Source organism: Reinekea sp., from assembly GCF_046710285.1.
Classification (GTDB): domain Bacteria; phylum Pseudomonadota; class Gammaproteobacteria; order Pseudomonadales; family Natronospirillaceae; genus Reinekea.
Genome location: NZ_JBKEGY010000005.1, coordinates 63096 through 83251 on the forward strand (window position 1 = coordinate 63096; position 20156 = coordinate 83251).

Here is a 20156-nt window from a genome sequence, read left to right on the forward strand (position 1 = left end):
ATAAATTAATCTCTCTATGCTACAAAAAAAGTGATGTGGAGAAGCAACGATGAGCGAGCTGTATTTCTCTATCGTCATCCCTTCCTATAACCGTCCAGATTTGGCATTAAGAGCGATCAAGAGTGCGCAAGCAAATATGATTGAGGGAGATGAGCTCTGGATCATTAACGATGGCTCAACAATCGATTATAATGCCGTTTCGGTTTATTGTGATCAGCAAAGTTCATTGCACTATGTATTAGTTGAAAATGGTGGTGTCTCTCATGCTCGCAACATTGGAATCGAAAACGCCAAAAACGCCCATATAGCACTACTAGATGACGATGATGAATGGATAACTGGCCATCTTGCTGCTCATCGTGCTGCATACAAAGCAAACTTATCATTAGTAGCGGCATTTTCTGATTTCTTTAACGGCCCTAATGATGACCAGCTACTGCCAAATGGAATTAGTCGATGGTCTACACATAAAAGGGATCATCGAAATGCTTTGTCATTATTAGAGGTAAGCAGCACCCGCTATTCAGTTTACTATGGGGACTTATATCTTGATCAGCTACAGGCTGATCATATTCTCCCTTCTGCGATGTCATTTAATAAACAGCTGATTGGCAGTGAATTACGATTTGAATTGGGATTGAAACGCAACGAAAGTTGGCTATTTAGTTCTAGTTGCTGCAAAAAAGGCCATGTCGCCTTTGTCGACGCATCACTTGCAATACAGCATGCTCCTGAAATTCATCGAGCAACAAATATAAGCGCAGAAGAGACCATGCTTTCTCGTATCTATGTCATGGAAAAGCTCTGGGGTCGAGATGAAGATTTTCTAATGGGAAACCTAAAAGATTATAATCGCTGGTACTTCAATGACTTTTATGGCGTATTTAGGGGAGCACTCTCAACCCTAAAATTATCTTTGCTTTGGCGTGCGTATCGGATCATGGGCATCAAGAGGTTCTTATTTCTTTCTTTCGAATCATGCATTGCGATACTAAAAGGTAAAAAGCCAATTACTAGAAATTCTTAGTAGTACGTAAATTTCAAAAAATCATAACTTGAAAATATATGTTTATAAAATCACTAATCATAACAGTTCTAATTAAGTATCAAGACGCTTGAATCTAAATCTTTTTATAGCTAGTCTAATTTTTCGTAAAAACTTATCATAACTAAGATACAAAAATTTTAATATTGGGCTTTTTATCCATTTCATCGTATTAATTTTTATATTCTCTACTGCTATTCGCTCCTTATAATTTTTATACTTACCTTGACCTTCAAGAAAGTCAAATAAGTTTACTTTATGGTCTTTAAAAGCACTTTCAAGCACATAACCTATGTGAAGCGTTCCCAGGGAGATCCGCTTGTCGTAATTATCGATAAACCCTATTTGTATATTGTAGACAGCGTTATCAATACGTACATTTATCATGACGGATAGTGGCTTTTTGTCTAATACAAGCATGCTACTGTAGCTAAAATCTAAACTAGAATTTTCAGATACAAGTGACTTCAAGAATAAATAACTTTTTCCACTGAATGCATCATGGCCCCAACGTTGTTGATGCCACCGATTAATCTCTTCAACGTATTCATCGAGATCACTAGGTAACAACCACTTTAATTCAACATGGCCTTTCGATTCTAAGAGCTTTCGTCTATTTAAAAGCTTCAATCTAGTGTGCTTTCCTAAAGATGCACAATATTGTTCAAAATCTCCACTACTATCAATCGCATATGAAGAACCACCATACTCTAATCGCCCATAGCATTTTCTTGCTTCCAACCATTTAGAAACCACACTATTCTCTGCTGACTCATAGTCTATATCTTCACGATACCATTCATCCCACTCAATATGCATATCAATAAAAGATAGGATGCTTTTAACAACCTCCTCCCAAATATCACTTTTCAGAATAAAACTAAGATACTCAGCACGAATTCCTGAGCCTCCTCTGACACTTTTCCCCATGTATTGAAGACAATTCGAGCGCAATAATCCTTTAAAGTATCTAATAGATTCAACATAGAGTGGCGCAATACCGACTAACTTCCCGTCCTGATAGACAGCAATAATATTTAGCTTTGATCTTTCTGTTTTACGTAGCTTCCACCAATTGGCCATCCAATACCAAGACATGAATAAGGGGTCGGCATTCGAGTCATTAAGCAAGTTTTGCCATTCCTGTTCAGCCTGGAAGAATTTCTCTTCACTCCACGCTTCAGTGCGAAGCTTCGTTTCAGGTTTGACAGCCTCACTAATATTCATTTTCAAACTCGCCTGACAAATATAGTGCTGTATCTATTCAATTTGTTCGACGTTAAAAATGAATAAGGCTCCATTCCGTAATAGTACTTCCACCAGTCATCTGGCACATGCCTACGCGCATACTCATGTATTTCTTTAACTCTATAATTAAGCGGCACCATTTTATTCCGCTCGACTAACTTTCCGCGCATGTCTAGTGACATGCCATCTATAAAGACAACCGAGCTCTCTTTTGCCGTTTTAAGGCCATTTTCAAAAGCTTGCTCTGCTTGTTCGTCGTCCAAATGAAATAAAACATTCTGCATTAGGACAATATCGGCTTTGGGGTACATTGCCTCTAAATCATCGGTCACGATATTTGCAGGAAAGAAGGTTATTTTTTCTTTCAGTTCAGGTTTAACAAAATATTCATTGTTCTCACGATTGAACGTTTTGTTAATAAAAGTATCTGTCACACCTAATCCGTGGACTTCTTGTTTTGTATATCGCCCACTTTTGCTACGCGCAATTGTTTCCTCATGCAGATCACAGCAATGAATATGAAAACTCAAGTTTGGAAACCTTGACGCCAGTGTCGATGAAACCGTATACGCTTCGGCGCCGATAGAACCTGCAAGAATGTTAATTTGCAAGGTACTACCTTGGTCTAAGCCTCTTAGTACCTCCATGACCGGCCCGCATAAGGCATCGAGCTGCCCCGGTGACCTGTTAAAGGCGGTATAAGTATGCTTTTGGCTACGCTGAGTTAGCTTGTTGATATTTGCATGTTTTTTCTTGGCAAAGGGAACATATAAAGTGTTGAAGTATAAAACTCTTCGTAAGTCTTTCAGCGCGTTTTTACAAACACCCAAAATTCGTTTTTTTAACTCAGCTTTCTGTAACGGCTTAGCGGCCGATGTCATGATGATGCCACTCTACTATTCCAAGCTAATGGACGTGCCGTATCGGCTACTTGTTCTGCACGAGCCTTTAAAGTAGCAGTGCATACCAAGGTTTCGTGGTGGTGCAGTGTCAAATCTAACTCAACCTCCTCTTTTGAGCTTGTGTTAGTAATCTTTGTAATAACGCCCTTACATTGAAGTGTTTGTTCTGGCAGCACACTGGAAATAACCTTCCATGAAATATTGGTTATAAAGTTATCTACAAAAACTTCGTTCGCATATCTGGAAAAAATATTGCCGATGAGCCCACGTTGAACCAATACATCTGGGTGCCCTTCTTCTTGAGCTGCTTTTGAGTCATAGTGAATTCGATGTCTGTTCCAGGTTACTGCGCTGTACATAAATATTTGGGTTCGACTGAATTCGAAATTGAGGATAGGTAACTCAGTACCTGTTTGCATTTGGTCTGTTACTTTCAAGGCCAGATGATACTTATCTTTTAACATAAGTCGCAATCTCCTTAGCTACTTTTTCACCAAACTGGTTTCTAAAGTATGTCTCTACTTTTACTAAGTATAGTGTTCCACTTCTGCCTTCTTTTTTTTCTATAGAACGAACGCCGGAAGTCACTGTTATTGTATCGCCTTCCAAAACGTACTGACTAAACTCATAGTCACTCGAACCGCCCACGGTTTTGGTCGTGGGGGTATCTGCAAATAGTTCAATTGGGGATAAATCACTCGGTAATTGTGCAACTGGTACACTTTCATAGGCTAAAGATTGGCAAAATAATGTAGGCGCGATCATTAACCCTGGGTCTTCGGTGTTTTTGTTAGCCGACTGATGTTTAACTTCAACATCTCCAGTCGCCTGAGAAAAGCGCATTATGTCTTTCGCTGTAACCTGATAGGTGAACTCTCGAATTGGTTGTATATAGTTTTCCATTAAACCTACTCCATCTACAAATTTAGATATTGGCGAATATGGCTCTTATTTCCTAAATAAAGGTAGTCTCCTTGTACATCCCAATCTGATGGTTTTAATTGATCATCTCCGCCGAGCTGTAACTCTCTTTGTTCCATAAAGTATTCATACTCTTTTACCGATAACCGCTTTCTGCTTTCAAGCTCTTTTGCGGGATTAAACTGCGCTAGCCAATCGTGATACCCAGCAATGGGCTGAATCGATGTCATAGAAGCAGCACAGCCGCTGCCATAGGAGAATAAGCTTATTGGACGGTCTAACGGTAAATTGGGGCTGGTCAATAAATTTATTAACGATAAAAATAGTGACCCTGTATATATATTCCCAACTTCGGCGTTGAGGTTTAACCAGGGTTCTGTTTTTTCTTTAAAGCTGTTGCGGAAGCTTGTAAAGTTTTCAGACTCTTTTGTTATTTCGGTATTAGAATCTACTTCAAAGTGACGCATATGTGCTTTGGTGGCCATCTTCACAAAAGGTACGTGATAAAGGCATGCACTGAATTCTTCTAAATTGGGAAGGTTTGGGCCAGCATCAGCGATTGTTTCAGTCATGGCTTCTAAGTAGCACTGAATTGAGTAATGACCATCGGCGAAAGCTTCTTTGGCATAAAGTGGTCGCCAAAAGTCCATGACATTTTTAGTAAAGTAACCATTGATGTCTCTATTGAATTTAACGAGCTTTGGCGTGTCAGAAACCACCATTGCCACAGCGCCTGCACCTTGTGTTGGCTCTGCTGCAGACCCTACAGCGTAATTAGCGATATCGGCAGCCACTATGAGTGCTTTTCGCCCCTTAGCCCTTCCTGAGGCTATCCAGTCGCCTGAGGAGGTCATTGCGGCCATGGCACCAAAGCACGCATGCTTCGTTTCATAGGTTATACAATTGCTGGGTAAGCCTAATGCTTGGTGTATATACACCGCGACTGGTTTGCTGTGATCGACGCCAGTCTCTGTGCCTACCACCAACGTGCCGATCTCCTCTGGGGAGATATTGAACTTTACTAATGCTTTTTTTGCGGCGTTTATCGCTAGGTAGACGGTGTCTTCGATGGGACTGGCTATAGCCATTTTTTTCTGGCCAAGCCCGATTGTAAATTTTTCTGGCTCGATACCTCGAGCAATGGCGAGATCGCTCAAATCGATGTAATGGCGACTTGTATGAAATGCAATGGCTTCCAATCCAATATCCAAAATCGTACTCCTTTACAATTTGTAGTATGGTCAAATTTGTTTACAACAGATTAAAACCTATACTATTTATTCATACTAGAGCGATGCACTATCGAATGTCAAAACGTTTAGGTGCAACAGTTTTTTATTTACTACGCGCGAATGCCCTAGGTAAATACTCCTCATTTTAACAGGCTAACTTGAGGTTCCTTTGAAACGTTATGAGGTCTAAAGGTTGAGTTTATCTAAGTACATGATTCTTCTAGGAATTTTATTTTTGGCCGCACTAGCATCGCTCGCAGCCTTTGTTATATACATTGAAAGGACGGGCCCGCACTCATACATAATTGATGATATTGAAGGCCAAAAATATTTAGTTACAAGCGAAGGGGAAATTCGATATCAAGCTAATTTAAAGCCTAATTCTGTGCCAGTACTATTTTTACATGGTTTTAATGGCTCTATGAATAATTGGGAGTCGGTCTGGAATACCGTCAGTCATTGCACCAGTTCGGTACGCCTCGATATACCGGGGTTTGGTAAGTCTGAATGGCAAAGTTCCGATTACTCTCTGTCTACTCAAAGTCGTAATTTAATAAATTTTTTACAGGCGCTAGGTATAGAGAAAGTTCATATTGTTGGAACATCCATGGGGGCTAGTTTGGCTGCTTGGTTCAGTGCTTATTATCCTGAATACGTTGTTACAACAACCCTACTTGCCCCTTCTGGTTGGCCAAGATCGATGTCATTGAGTTCTGTTGAAAACTTGATATATCACGAATCGAATTTAAATGCTTTTTTAACAAAAATATCAAACAGTAGTTTGTATCGTACAGTGTTCCCAAATAGTCGGTTATTACAAGCCTTAACTGTTACTCGCTCATATAATGACGAATGGGTAAAAGCGCTCAGTCTAATTCAATCACCAACAAATCTAATTTGGTCAGAATCCGATACTAGAATGCCCATTCAATACCAAGAAAAAATAGCAAACAACATACTAAACAGTCACGTTATGTTGGCCAAAAAAGAGGCCGGTCACGATATACCTGGGAAGGACCCAGAAATTGTTAGCAGTATTTTTTGCCACTAATTAGTCAACAAGGAAATATATTATGAGTTTGTCTAAAAAAGTTTTCTTCCTCAGTGAAGCTTATAAATTGCATGGCTTACCGGGGTTTATACGCACCTTAGCCGCGGGTATTCGATACAAAAACTGCAAGCGCCTAATTCTAGTTGCGCTGAGTAACCCTAGGCGAATAGAAAAAGCAATCACTGCGTCTAAAAATCACGATTTCCATTTTGCCACGCCAAATGAACTCAGAGAAATGAAAGAAATTGATGAATATCAAATTGCCGACATTGATATTGAGCGCGTCGAAAAAGATATAGCGCGTTGTTTGGTCCAATGGGATGGCGATAAACTAACGGGTTATGCTTGGGTCTGGGTCAGCAAGCTTGCTTACATCGATGATGGCGTTTATTTAACCCTCCCAGATGACGCTATCTATAATTATAAAGCCCTTACGCTGCCAGAGTATCGTGGCCTCGCTTTCCAGGGTCTTCGTCACTTAAAACTTTTAGAATTGCTAAAAGGTGAAGGGGTGAACCGGTTATTTGGCTTTGTAGACCATTTTAATATTAGGTCATTACAGGGTGTTAAGAAGAGCGGTTACTCGCCCGTGGGCGAATTGGTGATTCGTAAGACCAATAACCAGGTGACATCGAAGCTCAAGCTTCAAACTGACTTTTGGCCAGGCAAACCAATATAAAACTAAAGTAAATAAATGATAGACCTTTTTTTAACCCAAGTTATAGGATCAAATTTCTATCGAGCTATCTGGCAGTGTTAGCCAATATTCTTTTCTTTTCTTAAAAGGCTTTCGCTTGTTCCAATACCTTAGCCCTAAGTATTGATAGCCAACTTTCTCGCCTGAGCGTATAGAGGGGAAATTATTCCAGTTGACGCTGACAATTAACCCTAACTTTCCATTACATTTTGCGTAGTTCAAACCTTCGCTTACAAATAACCTACGCAAACCTAGACCTCTGTGGTCTGGGTGCAGCCATAAACCATACTCACATATCCAATTATCTGAGAAACAAGCATATAAGCCACCACCATGGTGATATGATTTAAGAGCAAACCAATCGATACCGACTAGAATATCATCACGAAATGCACCAAAGCATATTGCAGTGCCCGCCTTAACCCTATTCGCGTCTTCAATATTTGCTGTGATGACCCTTTCGGTACTTAGTTTTTCTAACTCATCAAAATTTAATTGCTTGATGATGACACTAGTTTCACGGTTATCCGAAAGCTGCATAGCTTCTAGCTTGTATAAACGCTCTATCCTTGTAATTTTTAGCCTAGCAAGCACTGAATTTGCTATTTCAATGAGCAGCGCCATAAACCCGAATGATTTAAACGTTTGGACATAGCTATTCATTAAACTTCTCTTTTTTTGAGGGAGTATAAAAATTTAAGTATTGGGTTTTTAACAACAACAACGCTGACTAACTCACAACTCTGGTTGGCAATTTTTTCTTTGTAATTTGAGTTTTTACCCTCACCTGCCATAAAGTCATAAGTGTTGATTGTAGGGTTTAAAAAAGCTGCTTCAATGGCATAACCAAAGTGAAGGGTACCTAAGGATACCCCTTTCACTAACGACTCTAAAAAACCGCCTTGTAAGTTATAAGTGCGCTCGCCTATTGTTATATCTAACAACAAAGAAACTGGCTTAGTGTCTAACTTTAATACCGATAAATTAACTACATGGCCTTCTTCAGGTAATCGAGTAAGTAATTTTTTGATAAATTCAAGGTTGCTACCTTGGTAGCAAGGCTTTCCCCAACGTTCTTGATGAAAGCTATTTAATAATTCTATAAAGCCATTTATGTTCGGCCATATGTCTTCTATTTCTACGGTGCCTTCTGCGGCCAATCGCTTTCTGCGGTTTACTAGTTTTAAACGCGTATTGCTACCCAGTGCGCTTGTGTAACTTTGAAAAGTGTCCGTTTGTGTATCTACCGAATAGGCAGTAGCTCTATCACGCTCATAAACACTTTGCCCGTTTTGCGTTGCAGAGCTCTTAAGAGCAGTTAGGTGGGGCGAGTTAACGGGTATATCTGCAAGGAGCGCTTCGCTACGGTTCAGTTGTATTAAAGTCGAAAGCCAATCGTCGCTATGCATGGGTGGCTGAAAATACTCGCTGCGTATTGATCTTAAACCTGGCCCACCTTGGCCAAACGGTACCATTGTGGTGATAGGTAAAAACTTTTTTACGCGGTGTTTGGCAAAATATACTTTGTTCGTTTCATCTATTGAAAGCTTAGAAGATGAATTAATGGTGCTCACCCAAGTTTCATGCCAAGCGGAGTACCATGCTTTAGTTTGAAACAGGGTTAGTGCATTATTTTTTTGGAAATACTCATCGCGCTTCAAACTAGGCTCCAACTCACTCACAAGCGATAACTTGCGGCAACTGTCCATGATAAGGGTGATGAGGTTAGTAAATCATCTCGAATGGTCGCCGTTGCAGCCCAGTGCGTACTGAATATCTTTTGAATACCAGCCGATAAGCTCTGGCTATGACTCTCTTCCTCTACTCTATCCATAAATTGTAATGAAAGCTGAGTGCTGGCTGAAAAGCTAAAAATGGTTTGTACGTTCCATTGTTTATAGGTTATTGCAATATTTTGGCTAAAATCGGCAACTTCTGTAAGGCTTTGTGTTTTACCAATGGCGTAGCTTACCGACATGTTGAGTGAGTCGGTTGGTTTAATATTACTCAAACCAATATTGAGTTGATCGGCCTCTACGTATTGTTGTTGCTCAAAAGTTGTTTCTAGGCCAGCTATCTCAAACAAGTCGAGTGTGTCGGTAATGCTTCGGCTAATGCTGGTGCTGAGCATAAAGCGATTATGAGTATAATTATAGGCTGCACTGCCGGTTAGGCTTTCGGTTGTGCTGTCGTTTATCTCAGTTTGGTTCACCGCACTTGATAGTGCAATGCTGTAGCGTGGTGTTTGGAAATTTCGATTTAGATTAATACTGGCGACGCGTTGACCCGAATCTGAAAACTGCAAGCCCGCACCGCCTTGCCAAGACACTCGAGGGCTAGTGCTTAGCAGTAAGCGGTAGTTATATTGTTCGCTGCGGTCACTTACTTGACTATTCTCACTACCGTCTTCAGGGAACTGCTTTACTTCCCGGTACTGAGTCAGTGCGCTCAGTTGATGTTGAAGCGTACGAGATTGAGGGATTGTTACCGATACATTTGCTGAAGCGCTATCGGCAACGGTTAGTAAACCTGTATCTAGCCGATCAGTTTCTTGGTGCCCATAAGAAAGCCCACCAGTTATTAACTCTGCCGGCAGTGACCAAGTGAGTTGGTTCTGGCTCTGCCAAGTATCGGGTATAAAATCAGACTGCGATGCAAAAACAGTTGAAGCACTGCTTTGCACGGTGAAGCGTGGATGCAGATATTTAAAGCTAACGTCAGGGCTCAGCTGAGACTGAACCGGGTCGCCGCTGTTAACTTGCGCACTAATTCCCGCGGCCCATTCCGTTTGTGATAACACCCAAGGGGATAGAGCCATTATAAATACAAACATTGCACACTTGGCTACACGGTCTGTCATGGTGTTAATACCTACTGTTGATATACCACGCCAGAGACATTCTCTGCACCCAAGGCTTCGACGGAATCTTCTATGCTGTCTAAGTTAGATTTACCGTATGGCACTGTTAAAATAGTATGATCAACATACTTTGTTAACACTCTAGCTTCACTGCTTACTAGCACAGGCGGTGCATTGATAACAATAAAGCGTTCTGGGTATCTGTTGCGCAATTCATAAAGCAAGTTTTGCATCTCTTGCGAGGAAAACTGCTCTACGGCTGAAGCGGGGTTGTTGCCTGCTGGGATAACATTAACGCGATCTATGCCCGACGGATAAATAATATCTTCTATTCTCATATTACCGCTTTGCATGTAATCGGTAATACCTTCATCTAGCTCTGATGATACTAATTCGGCTAAATTAGTGCCGTATGGGTTACAATCGACCAACAAAGCAGAAGACTTCACATCTAATGAAAAAGAGATGGCTAGGTTTAATGCAGTTACAATTGAGGAGTCATCGGCATCGACAGAACTAATCATGACGGCAATATTACCCGATTCACCATTGCCAATAAGCTTAATACGCAATTCACGGAACGCATTCAATACTGCACGATTCTTCATTCCTGAATAGACTAGTTTTTTACGTCGCATTTCACTTACCAATATCGGGTTTGGGTTTTTAATATCTTTTACTGAGCCTTTGCTTTCAAATAGGTGCTCGGTTTTCTGCACTTCTTGTAATGCTACTTGAAGAGGGCTAGTTTCTTTGCTTTTCGTAAGCACAGGCTTAGTTTCTGTCGTCGCTTGTCGACTGGCTTTGTTCTTTTCAAATGCTTTAAATAGCTTATTGCTATCCATGAAATCTCCAAATTTTGCGATTTAGCGGCTTAGCCATTCAATAAATTAAGTGCAGGTACCGTAATAAATGCGCTCACATAAAAGCCCAAATAAACAATGATTATTCCGGCAAGAATTAGCAGTGACTTTAAGCTAGCAAGTTCTGTTATGGCACTGTTATACATAGGTATCGAGGTCATAAACTGAATGTGCGGTGGCAGGTTATCAGCCATGTAGCTAGCCGATCTGACTTTGTTGTCTAAAAAAATCATGACAGCAATTACGCCTAACGGAAATAAAAACCCTAGCAGTGGGCCGAGCAATACAAAATGCTCAAGTTGCAGCCCATTTGAATGCAGTGGGTAAGATGCAGGCTCATGTATTTTGTACGTCACTCCCTGACCTTCGATATCGAGTGTCATGGTCAGTCTTGCGCTCTCTCGGCGCTTTAACATGTCTTCGTATACATCTTTGGTGACTGAGTAATCGCGCGTTAGCTCTTTATAAGTGGCTTGCTTGGCTGCTACGGTTTCCGCATTGGCAAGCGAACCTTGCAATAGCCGCTCATTGGTTGAGAGCCGTTGCTTAGCTGCCGTTAAGTTGGCTTTGGTTGTGCTAATTAACTCCTTCAAGGTTGTATGAGCTGGGTTTTCAATGTTCGCATATTCTTTATTTTTGCTCGCTTCTTCTTTTTGCTGCGCTATTTGAGTTTTCAGAGACGCAATTTGGTCATTCAGGCTAACGATATCTGGATGGGTATCTAAGTAGCTTAAGCGAAGTGCAGATAACCGCTGCTCGTAATCTTCTAACTGTCGCTCTTGAAAGCTTTGAGGGCGCTCTCGTTCAATCGCCAAAAACTCAGGCTCTACCGCAAGTTCAGATTCGAAGCTGGATAATTTGGCAGTTAGGTCTTGAATTTCAAACTCTAATATTTGAATATCATTTTTGTATTTTGATACCTGATTGGCCACACCGGCTTCTGTTATTTCTATATTTTGTGAAGAGAATTCTTTAAGTTTTGTTTCTGCTTCTTCTAACTGGCTTTTATAGGTTTCTACCTGCGCGGTAATAAACTCATAGGCACTGGATGATTCTTCACGCTTTTTACGAGCCGTTTCTGCGATAAAAGCCTGAGTTGTTGCGTCGATAACGTTAAATGCAGTGTCTGCAGAGTTGGTAGAATACTGCACGGTTACGTAGTCATTACTGGCTGAAATTCTCATTGCATTACGTAAGCCTGCAATTTTCACATCAGGGTTATCTAGGCCAGCATTGGTTGCAACTGTTCTTAAAATTCGATCTGTAAATATAATATCCCGAGCTTCTTTTGATCGGTCTATTTTGGTGATCTCTGCTTTACCGTCTAGTAAATTACCAATAATGTTGGTGACATCGGCGTACAGCACAACTTTTGACGTGTAGCTTTTTGGCATAACAAAACCGGCAGCAAGTACGACCGATGAAATCAAAATAAACGCGGCGACAATGTAATAGCGATATTTAAGAAATTCTACTTTGAAGGCGTGGAGAACTTCTCTGATGTTGGTTGGATCCATTAAAATTCACCTCGCCAAATTTTCTTCTCAGGAATGGTGATCAAATCTCCAGGCTGTAAAATGTAGTTAGTTTTTACATCGCCCGATTCTAAAATATCATTGACTCGAATAGAGTATTCTTTATAACCCTGCTCTGTTAAGCGGTTTAAAACCGAACGGTTAGCTGCGCCAAATGGGCTAACGCCACCTGCGGCAAGCACTAAGTCCATCACCGTCATGCCTTCAACATAGGCAATTGAAACCGGCTGGTTAACTTGCCCCATGGCCCGTACTCGAAACTGATATGCGGTGCTAACAGGCTGGGTAACTGAAATAGTCACTTCTGGGTTTTTAATCACTTTTTTAAGTGCAGAACCTACCACAGAGGCAAGTTCAGACGGGGTTCGTCCTTCGGAGCGTACATCGCCCATCAGTGGCATGGTAATAAAGCCATCAGGGCGGACTATGGCTTGGCGACTTAATTCTGGGTTACGCCATACATCAACTAACAGCACATCTCCTATGCCAATAACGTAAGGCTGCTGCTTGTAGGTGAGTTCAGGTGCGGTTTTATTAATACTGCCGTTACTGGCACAACCCACTAACAAGGCGACAAATGCAATTGCCAACCAATTAAGATTCTTATAAATGTTCATTATTTAGTGCACTCCCTTGCCGAGCAATACTACTTCCACTGTTTGTATCATAATTAGAAAATCCATCATAAAGCTGTGGTTTTTCGAATAATATAGATCGTATTCTAGCTTTCCTTTGGCATCTTCTACGGATGCACCATAAGGGTAATTTAATTGTGCCCAACCCATCAAACCTGGTTTTACGGCATGGCGGTGCGAATAAAAGGGTATTTTTTCAGACAACTCTTCAACGAACTCTGGCCGCTCAGGGCGCGGGCCAACAAAGCTCATATCGCCTTTTATTACATTATATATTTGTGGGATTTCATCTAGGCGCGTATTTCGGATAAAGGCGCCAACTTTGGTTATTCGAGAGTCGTTAGCGCTAGCCCATACGGCTTTACCGCCTTTTTCTGCATCTTGGCGCATTGATCTAATTTTATAGATTTTGAAGGTCTTGCCATGCAGCCCCACTCTAACTTGTGAATAGAGTATTGGACGCCCAGTTTCAAAGAACACCAGCAATGCGGCCAGCAATACAAATGGCATTAATATTAAGCCAAGTACAATACTGACAAAAATATCAAAAAGACGCTTTATGATTTCACGTGATTTAGACACACTGAAACCATCAGCAAAGATAATCCAAGAAGGGTTAAGCAAACTGAGTTTTACTTGATTAAACTCTCGTTCATAAAAACTAACGGCGTTAATGACATCTACGCCTCCCATTTTACAGCGTATAAGCTCTTCAAGCGGAAATACATAACCATCTGATTTACGACGCTCTTCTTGGGCGACGACAATTTCACTAATGTTATTCTCGACACAAAAGGCCAGCCAATCGTTTGGCTTATCAATGCATTTAGAGGCGCTAACTTCGCGATCTGCCGCTCCAATAAAACCAATCACCTTAACGCCTAAAGTCGCCTTTTCTTTTTCATAGTCACTTTGCAACTGCTTTGCCGATGCACCCGTGCCCACCACTACAATTCGGCGGGTTAACTGCTCTGAGTTCACCAATTTACTGAAAAAGTGCCGTATTGCTAAAGTAAAACCCGTAGAGAGCATAACTACCCAAAATAAATTACTGCCGCCAACGTAAAATACTGGCCAAATTTCAGCAAGAATTGTGAGAGCGAGCGCTCCTAGAAAGCAGTATGCCACTAAAGTTCGGAAAAACATGGCCAAGAAGCCTTCACGCATTAGTGCAAGGTATACGCCCATAGCAAGGGAGCCACAGCTAAGGATAAAGGCATATATTAGCGCGACGACTGGGCTGTACTGAACATGGTCGTCAGGGACGAGATTAAGGAGGCCTTGAATTTTTTCTAAGACATAGAAGCTAAAAAAAAGAATGGCGAATTCAAGCACACCTAAGATGATATAGGGGAGGTGCAAATAATGTTTACGAATACGTATATATGTCAATGCTAGCGATCCTTGCTTTTGGAGTTATCGAGGCCATCCCGCCACTTTTATCCTCTCAGAGAGAGATTGTCATATTTTGCGCTGAACGCATAAAAACTACAAGTCCCAAATGCCGCTTAGCGCATGCAATTCAAATTAAAACAGAGTAGAATCCGCGCAACCCAGCCTCGGAGCTTAATCAATAAGCGTTACCGAGCCGTCATTTTGTTACAGGATGTAAAAATGCACAAAGCCAAGGATTCCGGCCACTCAGTTATTCATGCAATGTCTGTAGATGTTGAAGATTATTTCCATGTTGCCGCGTTCGCAAAGACGGTGAGCCCATCTCAATGGGGCTCAATGCCTTCCCGTGTAGTTAATAACACTAATAGATTACTTGATATTTTTGATGAAAAGGGCATTAAATCTACCTTTTTTGTTTTAGGTTGGGTTGCAGAGCGCGAGCCTGAATTAGTGAAGCGAATTGCCAGTCGAGGCCATGAAATAGCCTCACATGGCTATAGCCATCAGCTTATTTACAGCCAAGCACAAGCGGTTTTTCGTGAAGAAACCTATAAGTCTAAGGCTATTTTAGAAGATATTATTCAACAGCCCATCTACGGGTACCGCGCCGCTAGTTATTCTATTACTAAAAAGTCACTTTGGGCTCTCGATATTTTATCTGAACTGGGCTTCACTTGGGATTCCAGTATTTTCCCTATATATCATGATAACTACGGTATTCCTGATACACCGACTAACCCGTACCAAATTAAACTGCGGAACGGGAAATCGCTAACCGAATTCCCTATTACCGCAGCCAATGCCTTCGGGCTATCTATTCCTGCGGCTGGCGGTGGCTATTTTAGACAATTCCCCTACGCTGTTTTCAAAAAACTCTTCCAAATAGCCAGCAACAATGGCCAAACTCCAAAGATTTTCTATTTACACCCTTGGGAAATAGACCCAGACCAACCGCGCTTTGAAGACGCCAGTTGGTTTTCACGCTTTAGACATTACACAAATTTAGACAAGTGCGAGTCTCGCTTAAACCGGTTAATTGATGATTTTCAGTTTGGTACTATGACTGAAAGCCTTGCTAACTTTGAACAAACAGACACCTTTACCAATATAGACAGTGGTCTCATTAAACTGGTTTAGCCGATCAGCTATTTTGACAACGCTGGCATAATGGATAAAATTGAGCTGCCCGAGTACGAAGTACCTCTTTGGCGCTTAAAGTAAGTAAAATAGGAACAACTATGTACCTCGAACACTTTGGGTTTAAACGCCACCCATTTCGTATGGCACCAGAGGAAGACTTTCTCTACATGAGTCGCCAGCACTCACGTGCCTTTGTTTTTATGGATTCTGCCGTTTGGAGCCCGGAAGGGTTTGTCGTTATCAGTGGCGAAATTGGCTCTGGTAAAACCACTCTTCTCAAGAAAACCATTTCTGATCTACAAGAAAGCGTTCAGCTTTTTCACATTGCCTATACTAATTTGCAAGGTGACGACTTATTTCAGGTCATTATGCAGCAAGCGGGCATTCGTATTGCTGAAGCGAACAAAGTCACCATGCTGTTTGCCATTAATGACCATTTCAAGCATATGGCCGCACGTGGCAAGCCGGTTTTGCTGGCCATAGATGAAGCCCAGAACTTAAGTCATGAAAACTTAGAAGATATTCGCATGTTAGCGGGTATGGAAGGCCCCGACGGCCCTATTCTTCGCGTTATATTGCTGGGGCAGCCAGAGCTTAAAAAGCATATTTCAGACATTCCACAGCTCACTCAGCGTGTAAAGTTATTTTTCCATCTCGAAGGTTTATCACCGGAAGACACCAAGCACTATATTTATCATCGCTTAGCCGTTGCGGGTTTCAATGAAACTAATTTGTTTACCGATGACGTGGTGAGCATGATTCATGAACAGTCTGAAGGCATTCCCCGGTTAATAAACAAAATTTCAGATGGCCTGTTGCTGTGCGCGTTTGCTGAAGATCGCAAAAAGTTACAAGCATCTGATATCGATGAAATACGCGATGACCTACTGGTATCAGATAATAATTTAAAATCGAACACCACCAAATCTTCAGTTGAGCCCACTAAAACAAATACAAACAGTCTAGACAGCGACAATGCCCTCAACCGCATCGCGGATGTACTAGAGCGCTTAGAAGCGAAACTATTTCCAGAAGATAAAACAGAAAGACCTTCAAAAATTAAAATATTTGAAGAAGCTAAGCGTCGGTTGCAAGATAAGAGTTAGCCACAAGAAAAAACTGAGCCTACTTTCTGGCTCAGCCTTTCGGTTTCGAATCAATCATGTCTCGATTTATTGACACCACTAGGCCAATTGATACCTAATTATGCCTTTAATAATGTAACGAGTAGCACTATGGTTAGTTAATAATAGTAATAATTAGGCTACACCATGAAATTGATCTCTTTATTAGGCAACTCGCAAAAACTCGATGGCGGCGCTATGTTTGGCAACGCTCCTAAGGCCATGTGGGAACGCTGGTATGAATGCGATGATCTAAACCGTATTCATTTACAGTGTCGCTGCTTGCTGGTTCAGCACGAAGGCAAAAATATTCTTTTTGAAACCGGTGTCGGTGCGTTTTTTGCGCCTAATATGCGTGAACGCTATGGGGTACAAGAACCACAGCATGTTTTATTAGCGTCACTCGCTGAGCATAAAATAAAACCAGAAGATATTGATATTATTGTCATGAGTCATCTGCATTTTGATCATGCCGGCGGAATGTTAAGCTCGTACAGTGACGATACGCCACCTAAGTTAGTATTTAGCAATGCGCAGGTAATTGTCAGCGAAGCTGCCTGGCAGCGCGCTATCATGCCGCATGCGCGAGACAAAGCTTCTTTTATTCCTGAGCTTAATAAGCTATTAGAAACATCGGGTCGCTTGCACCGAGTTCAAGGCACACGCAGTGAGTTGCTGGGTGATGAGTTTCGCTTCCATTACAGCGACGGCCATACCCCTGGCATGTTACTCACTGAAATTACGTCAGATGAAGGTCCCGTCGTTTTCGCCGCCGATTTAATCCCTGGCACGGCATGGGTACACGTACCTTTAAGCATGGGTTACGATCGCTACCCAGAAATACTCATTGACGAAAAGCGTCGCCTACTGGCCGATTTGAACGCCAGACAAGGCAAGTTATTCTTCACCCACGATCCGTCAATTGCCATGGGTACGGTTCATCTAGGTGATAAAGGGAAGTTTGGTGTCGTGGAGAAGATAGAGACAGTTTAAGTAATTAGATTGCTCTTAAAAGCTGTGTTTTTGCACGACAATATTTAGAACCATATTGACTCTGGGGGTAGAACCCCCAATTAGACTCCTTTTTAATAGCAATGAGCGCTGAAAAAAGTGCATAATACTGCGCCAAAACTATAATGCATGGGCCGCCGACTAGCTCAGCAAACAAGGAGTATCAATGAAAATTGCTATAGCAGGGACTGGCTACGTAGGGCTTTCTAATGCCATGCTACTCGCCCAACATAATGAAGTTGTCGCGATCGATTTAATCGAAGAAAAGGTGAACATGCTTAACAATAAGCAATCACCTATTGAAGATGTAGATATAACCGACTTCCTACAAAATAAAGCACTTAATTTTTCGGCAACACTCGACAAGCATAAGGCATACGCCGATGCAGAGTTTGTCGTTATTGCAACCCCCACCGATTATGATCCTGATACAAACTACTTTAATACTAAAAGTGTAGAGTCAGTAGCGGCTGACGTTACTGCCATCAATCCTCACGCGACAATGATTATAAAGTCAACTGTACCTGTAGGATACACCGAACAATTAGTCAAAAGTACAGGCAATAAAAATATTATTTTTTCTCCGGAGTTTCTACGTGAAGGAAAAGCGCTACATGACAACCTTTACCCGAGTCGCATTATTGTTGGTAAGAAAAGTGAGCGGGCCGAAAAGTTTGCAGCTTTGCTACAACAAGGAGCCGTGAAAAAAGAGATAGCTGTTTTATTTATAAACAGCACTGAAGCTGAAGCGGTAAAGCTATTTTCAAACACCTACTTGGCAATGCGAGTTGCCTATTTTAATGAGCTAGATTCTTACGCTGAAACACATAAACTAGACTCTAAACAAATAATTGAAGGTGTATGTTTAGATCCGCGTATAGGTAACCATTATAACAATCCGAGTTTTGGCTACGGGGGCTACTGCCTTCCAAAAGATGCCAAGCAATTATTGGCTAACTTTCAAGATGTGCCCAACAACATTATTGGCGGCATTGTCGATGCAAACACAACCCGAAAAGATTTCATTGCCAATTCGATCATGAAACGTAATCCAAAAGTAGTGGGTATCTATCGACTTGTTATGAAAAGTGGTTCTGATAACTTCAGAGCTTCAGCTATTCAGGGCGTTATGAAACGCCTAAAAGCAAAAGGCGTAGAAGTAGTTATTTTTGAACCTGCTTTTGAGGAGTCTGAATTTTTCAATTCAAGAGTACTAACAAGCTTGGCTGACTTTAAAGCCATCTCTGAAGTAATTGTTGCCAACCGCCTTTCAGATGATTTAAAAGACGTAACTGACAAAATATACACCAGAGACTTGTTCGGCAGTGATTAGAATTATGAAGCCATATTTTGCACCCCTTTGCTTAAGTAATGAGCAGAGTCTTAAGGTGTATTTAAACTTATAAGCGAGAGTATCTAAACTATGAAAATACTAGTCACGGGAGCCGCAGGGTTTATCGGCAATGAGCTTGCAATAGCGCTATGCAAGAAGGGTCACAAGGTTGTAGGTATTGATAATTTAAATAATTACTACACACCTCAACTAAAAAAAGATAGGCTAGCGCGGCTAAGCTCTCAGCCTCTATTTGAGTTTATCGAAATATCAATTGAAAACCGCGCTGCCATGGAAGGCTTAGAACAAGAACATAAATTTGACCGTATTTACCATTTGGCAGCTCAAGCCGGTGTTCGTTACTCGATTGAAAACCCTGCTGCCTACATCGATAGTAATTTAGTTGGCTTTGGAAACATCTTAGAACTTGCACGAAAACAAAGTGTTCAGCACCTAATTTATGCCTCTTCAAGTTCAGTATATGGCGAGAACAAGGTTCAACCATTTTCCGAACACCATGCTGTAGATCACCCGGTGTCACTGTACGCTGCAACTAAAAAGGCTAATGAAGTGATGGCCCACTCCTATAGCCATTTATACAACATTCCAACGACCGGCCTGCGCTTTTTTACTGTTTACGGCCCATGGGGCCGTCCAGATATGGCCCCATTTTTATTTACAAAAGCCATATTGAGTGACGAGCCAATAAAAGTGTTTAACCAAGGTAATATGCTGCGCGATTTCACCTACATTGACGATATTGTCAACGGTGTGTTACAAAGTGGTGACCTACCACCAATAGAAACCAAACAAGTAGACACTGATAATCAGGAGCAAAAGCGATCTCCTGCAAGCAGCAACGCCCCCTATCGCGTACTAAATATAGGCAATTCAAACCCTGTAAAACTCATGGATTTTATTGAAGCAATTGAAGAAGCCTCAGGCAAACAGGCAGCAAAGAAATACATGGATATGCAGCCTGGCGATGTACCGGTTACTTACGCGAATACAACGCTGCTACAGGAATTAACGGGCTACAACCCAAGTATGGATATTAAAAAAGGCATCTCAAACACCGTAGACTGGTATCGAAAGTACTATCAGATTTGAAAGCTGCAAGTTTTAAGCAAAAAAAACCACGCTATATGCGTGGTTTTTTTATTT

Annotated in this window: 20 protein-coding genes; 8 read left to right on the forward strand and 12 right to left on the reverse strand. The window is 41.4% G+C overall.

The annotated features are described in order from the left end of the window. Positions 1 to 49 precede the first annotated feature (49 nt). Positions 50 to 1027: a glycosyltransferase family 2 protein gene (locus tag ACI882_RS05285; RefSeq protein WP_411746917.1), complete on the forward strand. Its 978-nt coding sequence runs from the start codon at positions 50 to 52 to the stop codon at positions 1025 to 1027. 72 nt (positions 1028 to 1099) lie between these two features. Here ACI882_RS05285 and ACI882_RS05290 read toward each other — a convergent pair whose 3' ends face one another. The 5 genes from ACI882_RS05290 to ACI882_RS05310 are packed head-to-tail and all read right to left on the reverse strand — an operon-like array spanning position 1100 to position 5327. Further along, the gene (locus ACI882_RS05290) at positions 1100 to 2272 is read right to left on the reverse strand and encodes a GNAT family N-acetyltransferase (RefSeq protein WP_411746918.1); all 1173 of its coding nucleotides are present in this window, start codon (positions 2270 to 2272) and stop codon (positions 1100 to 1102) included. A 2-nt stretch (positions 2273 to 2274) separates the two neighbouring features. Then, a complete protein-coding gene (locus ACI882_RS05295) occupies positions 2275 to 3174 on the reverse strand; it encodes a CheR family methyltransferase (RefSeq protein ID WP_411746919.1) in 900 nt (299 codons plus the stop codon). Continuing rightward, positions 3171 to 3659 (reverse strand): hypothetical protein, encoded by a 489-nt coding sequence (locus tag ACI882_RS05300; RefSeq protein ID WP_411746920.1) that lies wholly within the window; start codon positions 3657 to 3659, stop codon positions 3171 to 3173. The genes ACI882_RS05295 and ACI882_RS05300 overlap by 4 nt, the downstream gene beginning before the upstream one ends. Continuing rightward, the gene (locus ACI882_RS05305; protein WP_411746921.1) at positions 3646 to 4098 is read right to left on the reverse strand and encodes a MaoC family dehydratase N-terminal domain-containing protein; all 453 of its coding nucleotides are present in this window, start codon (positions 4096 to 4098) and stop codon (positions 3646 to 3648) included. The genes ACI882_RS05300 and ACI882_RS05305 overlap by 14 nt, the downstream gene beginning before the upstream one ends. Positions 4099 to 4112: 14 nt before the next feature. Then, positions 4113 to 5327, reverse strand: a complete 1215-nt coding sequence (locus ACI882_RS05310) for a hydroxymethylglutaryl-CoA synthase family protein (protein ID WP_411748445.1) — start codon at positions 5325 to 5327, stop codon at positions 4113 to 4115. 256 nt (positions 5328 to 5583) lie between these two features. Here ACI882_RS05310 and ACI882_RS05315 point away from each other — a divergent pair, with 256 nt between their 5' ends. Together ACI882_RS05315 and ACI882_RS05320 are read left to right on the forward strand one after the other, a co-directional pair. Then, entirely contained in the window at positions 5584 to 6399 is an 816-nt protein-coding gene (locus ACI882_RS05315; RefSeq protein ID WP_411746362.1) for an alpha/beta fold hydrolase, read from the forward strand. A 22-nt stretch (positions 6400 to 6421) separates the two neighbouring features. Continuing rightward, positions 6422 to 7078 carry a hypothetical protein gene (locus ACI882_RS05320; RefSeq protein WP_411746363.1) on the forward strand — a complete coding sequence of 219 codons (657 nt, stop codon included), beginning with the start codon at positions 6422 to 6424 and terminating at the stop codon, positions 7076 to 7078. A gap of 48 nt (positions 7079 to 7126) precedes the next feature. On the opposite strand, the gene ACI882_RS05325 is transcribed toward ACI882_RS05320, so the two are convergent. Genes ACI882_RS05325 through ACI882_RS05355 form a run of 7 tightly spaced genes read right to left on the reverse strand, consistent with a single transcriptional unit; the run spans position 7127 to position 14381 of the window. Next, complete coding sequence (locus ACI882_RS05325) at positions 7127 to 7759, reverse strand: N-acetyltransferase family protein (RefSeq protein WP_411746364.1); 633 nt, start codon at positions 7757 to 7759, stop codon at positions 7127 to 7129. Then, entirely contained in the window at positions 7759 to 8757 is a 999-nt protein-coding gene (locus ACI882_RS05330; protein ID WP_411746365.1) for a GNAT family N-acetyltransferase, read from the reverse strand. The genes ACI882_RS05325 and ACI882_RS05330 overlap by 1 nt, the downstream gene beginning before the upstream one ends. Before the next feature lie 17 nt (positions 8758 to 8774). Next, positions 8775 to 9956, reverse strand: coding sequence for a hypothetical protein (locus ACI882_RS05335; RefSeq protein WP_411746366.1), 1182 nt, complete (start codon positions 9954 to 9956; stop codon positions 8775 to 8777). Positions 9957 to 9967: 11 nt separating this feature from the next. Next, positions 9968 to 10801: a hypothetical protein gene (locus ACI882_RS05340; protein ID WP_411746367.1), complete on the reverse strand. Its 834-nt coding sequence runs from the start codon at positions 10799 to 10801 to the stop codon at positions 9968 to 9970. Between the two features lie 29 nt (positions 10802 to 10830). Then, entirely contained in the window at positions 10831 to 12336 is a 1506-nt protein-coding gene (locus tag ACI882_RS05345) for a hypothetical protein (RefSeq protein WP_411746368.1), read from the reverse strand. Beyond that, positions 12336 to 12971 (reverse strand): XrtA/PEP-CTERM system exopolysaccharide export protein, encoded by a 636-nt coding sequence (locus ACI882_RS05350; RefSeq protein ID WP_411746369.1) that lies wholly within the window; start codon positions 12969 to 12971, stop codon positions 12336 to 12338. The genes ACI882_RS05345 and ACI882_RS05350 overlap by 1 nt, the downstream gene beginning before the upstream one ends. Positions 12972 to 12974: 3 nt before the next feature. Continuing rightward, positions 12975 to 14381 carry a TIGR03013 family XrtA/PEP-CTERM system glycosyltransferase gene (locus ACI882_RS05355; protein ID WP_411746370.1) on the reverse strand — a complete coding sequence of 469 codons (1407 nt, stop codon included), beginning with the start codon at positions 14379 to 14381 and terminating at the stop codon, positions 12975 to 12977. 222 nt (positions 14382 to 14603) lie between these two features. Here ACI882_RS05355 and ACI882_RS05360 point away from each other — a divergent pair, with 222 nt between their 5' ends. The 5 genes from ACI882_RS05360 (at position 14604) to ACI882_RS05380 (ending at position 20102) form a co-directional block, all read left to right on the forward strand. After that, positions 14604 to 15521 carry an XrtA system polysaccharide deacetylase gene (locus ACI882_RS05360; protein WP_411746371.1) on the forward strand — a complete coding sequence of 306 codons (918 nt, stop codon included), beginning with the start codon at positions 14604 to 14606 and terminating at the stop codon, positions 15519 to 15521. Positions 15522 to 15622: 101 nt separating this feature from the next. Next, the gene (locus tag ACI882_RS05365) at positions 15623 to 16630 is read left to right on the forward strand and encodes an ExeA family protein (protein WP_411746372.1); all 1008 of its coding nucleotides are present in this window, start codon (positions 15623 to 15625) and stop codon (positions 16628 to 16630) included. A 165-nt stretch (positions 16631 to 16795) separates the two neighbouring features. Further along, positions 16796 to 17641, forward strand: a complete 846-nt coding sequence (locus tag ACI882_RS05370; RefSeq protein ID WP_411746373.1) for an MBL fold metallo-hydrolase — start codon at positions 16796 to 16798, stop codon at positions 17639 to 17641. 184 nt (positions 17642 to 17825) lie between these two features. Continuing rightward, a complete protein-coding gene (locus ACI882_RS05375; RefSeq protein WP_411746374.1) occupies positions 17826 to 18992 on the forward strand; it encodes a nucleotide sugar dehydrogenase in 1167 nt (388 codons plus the stop codon). Positions 18993 to 19082: 90 nt separating this feature from the next. Next, positions 19083 to 20102: an NAD-dependent epimerase gene (locus tag ACI882_RS05380; protein WP_411746375.1), complete on the forward strand. Its 1020-nt coding sequence runs from the start codon at positions 19083 to 19085 to the stop codon at positions 20100 to 20102. The last annotated feature ends 54 nt before the right edge of the window (positions 20103 to 20156 follow it).

Coding starts and splice junctions, on each gene's coding strand:
- ACI882_RS05285 (WP_411746917.1), top strand. CDS start 50: ATGAGCGAGCTGTATTTCTCTATCGTCATCCCTTCCTATAACCGTCCA.
- ACI882_RS05290 (WP_411746918.1), bottom strand. CDS start 2,272: ATGAATATTAGTGAGGCTGTCAAACCTGAAACGAAGCTTCGCACTGAA.
- ACI882_RS05295 (WP_411746919.1), bottom strand. CDS start 3,174: ATGACATCGGCCGCTAAGCCGTTACAGAAAGCTGAGTTAAAAAAACGA.
- ACI882_RS05300 (WP_411746920.1), bottom strand. CDS start 3,659: ATGTTAAAAGATAAGTATCATCTGGCCTTGAAAGTAACAGACCAAATG.
- ACI882_RS05305 (WP_411746921.1), bottom strand. CDS start 4,098: ATGGAAAACTATATACAACCAATTCGAGAGTTCACCTATCAGGTTACA.
- ACI882_RS05320 (WP_411746363.1), top strand. CDS start 6,422: ATGAGTTTGTCTAAAAAAGTTTTCTTCCTCAGTGAAGCTTATAAATTG.
- ACI882_RS05325 (WP_411746364.1), bottom strand. CDS start 7,759: ATGAATAGCTATGTCCAAACGTTTAAATCATTCGGGTTTATGGCGCTG.
- ACI882_RS05335 (WP_411746366.1), bottom strand. CDS start 9,956: ATGACAGACCGTGTAGCCAAGTGTGCAATGTTTGTATTTATAATGGCT.
- ACI882_RS05340 (WP_411746367.1), bottom strand. CDS start 10,801: ATGGATAGCAATAAGCTATTTAAAGCATTTGAAAAGAACAAAGCCAGT.
- ACI882_RS05345 (WP_411746368.1), bottom strand. CDS start 12,336: ATGGATCCAACCAACATCAGAGAAGTTCTCCACGCCTTCAAAGTAGAA.
- ACI882_RS05350 (WP_411746369.1), bottom strand. CDS start 12,971: ATGAACATTTATAAGAATCTTAATTGGTTGGCAATTGCATTTGTCGCC.
- ACI882_RS05360 (WP_411746371.1), top strand. CDS start 14,604: ATGCACAAAGCCAAGGATTCCGGCCACTCAGTTATTCATGCAATGTCT.
- ACI882_RS05365 (WP_411746372.1), top strand. CDS start 15,623: ATGTACCTCGAACACTTTGGGTTTAAACGCCACCCATTTCGTATGGCA.
- ACI882_RS05370 (WP_411746373.1), top strand. CDS start 16,796: ATGAAATTGATCTCTTTATTAGGCAACTCGCAAAAACTCGATGGCGGC.
- ACI882_RS05375 (WP_411746374.1), top strand. CDS start 17,826: ATGAAAATTGCTATAGCAGGGACTGGCTACGTAGGGCTTTCTAATGCC.
- ACI882_RS05380 (WP_411746375.1), top strand. CDS start 19,083: ATGAAAATACTAGTCACGGGAGCCGCAGGGTTTATCGGCAATGAGCTT.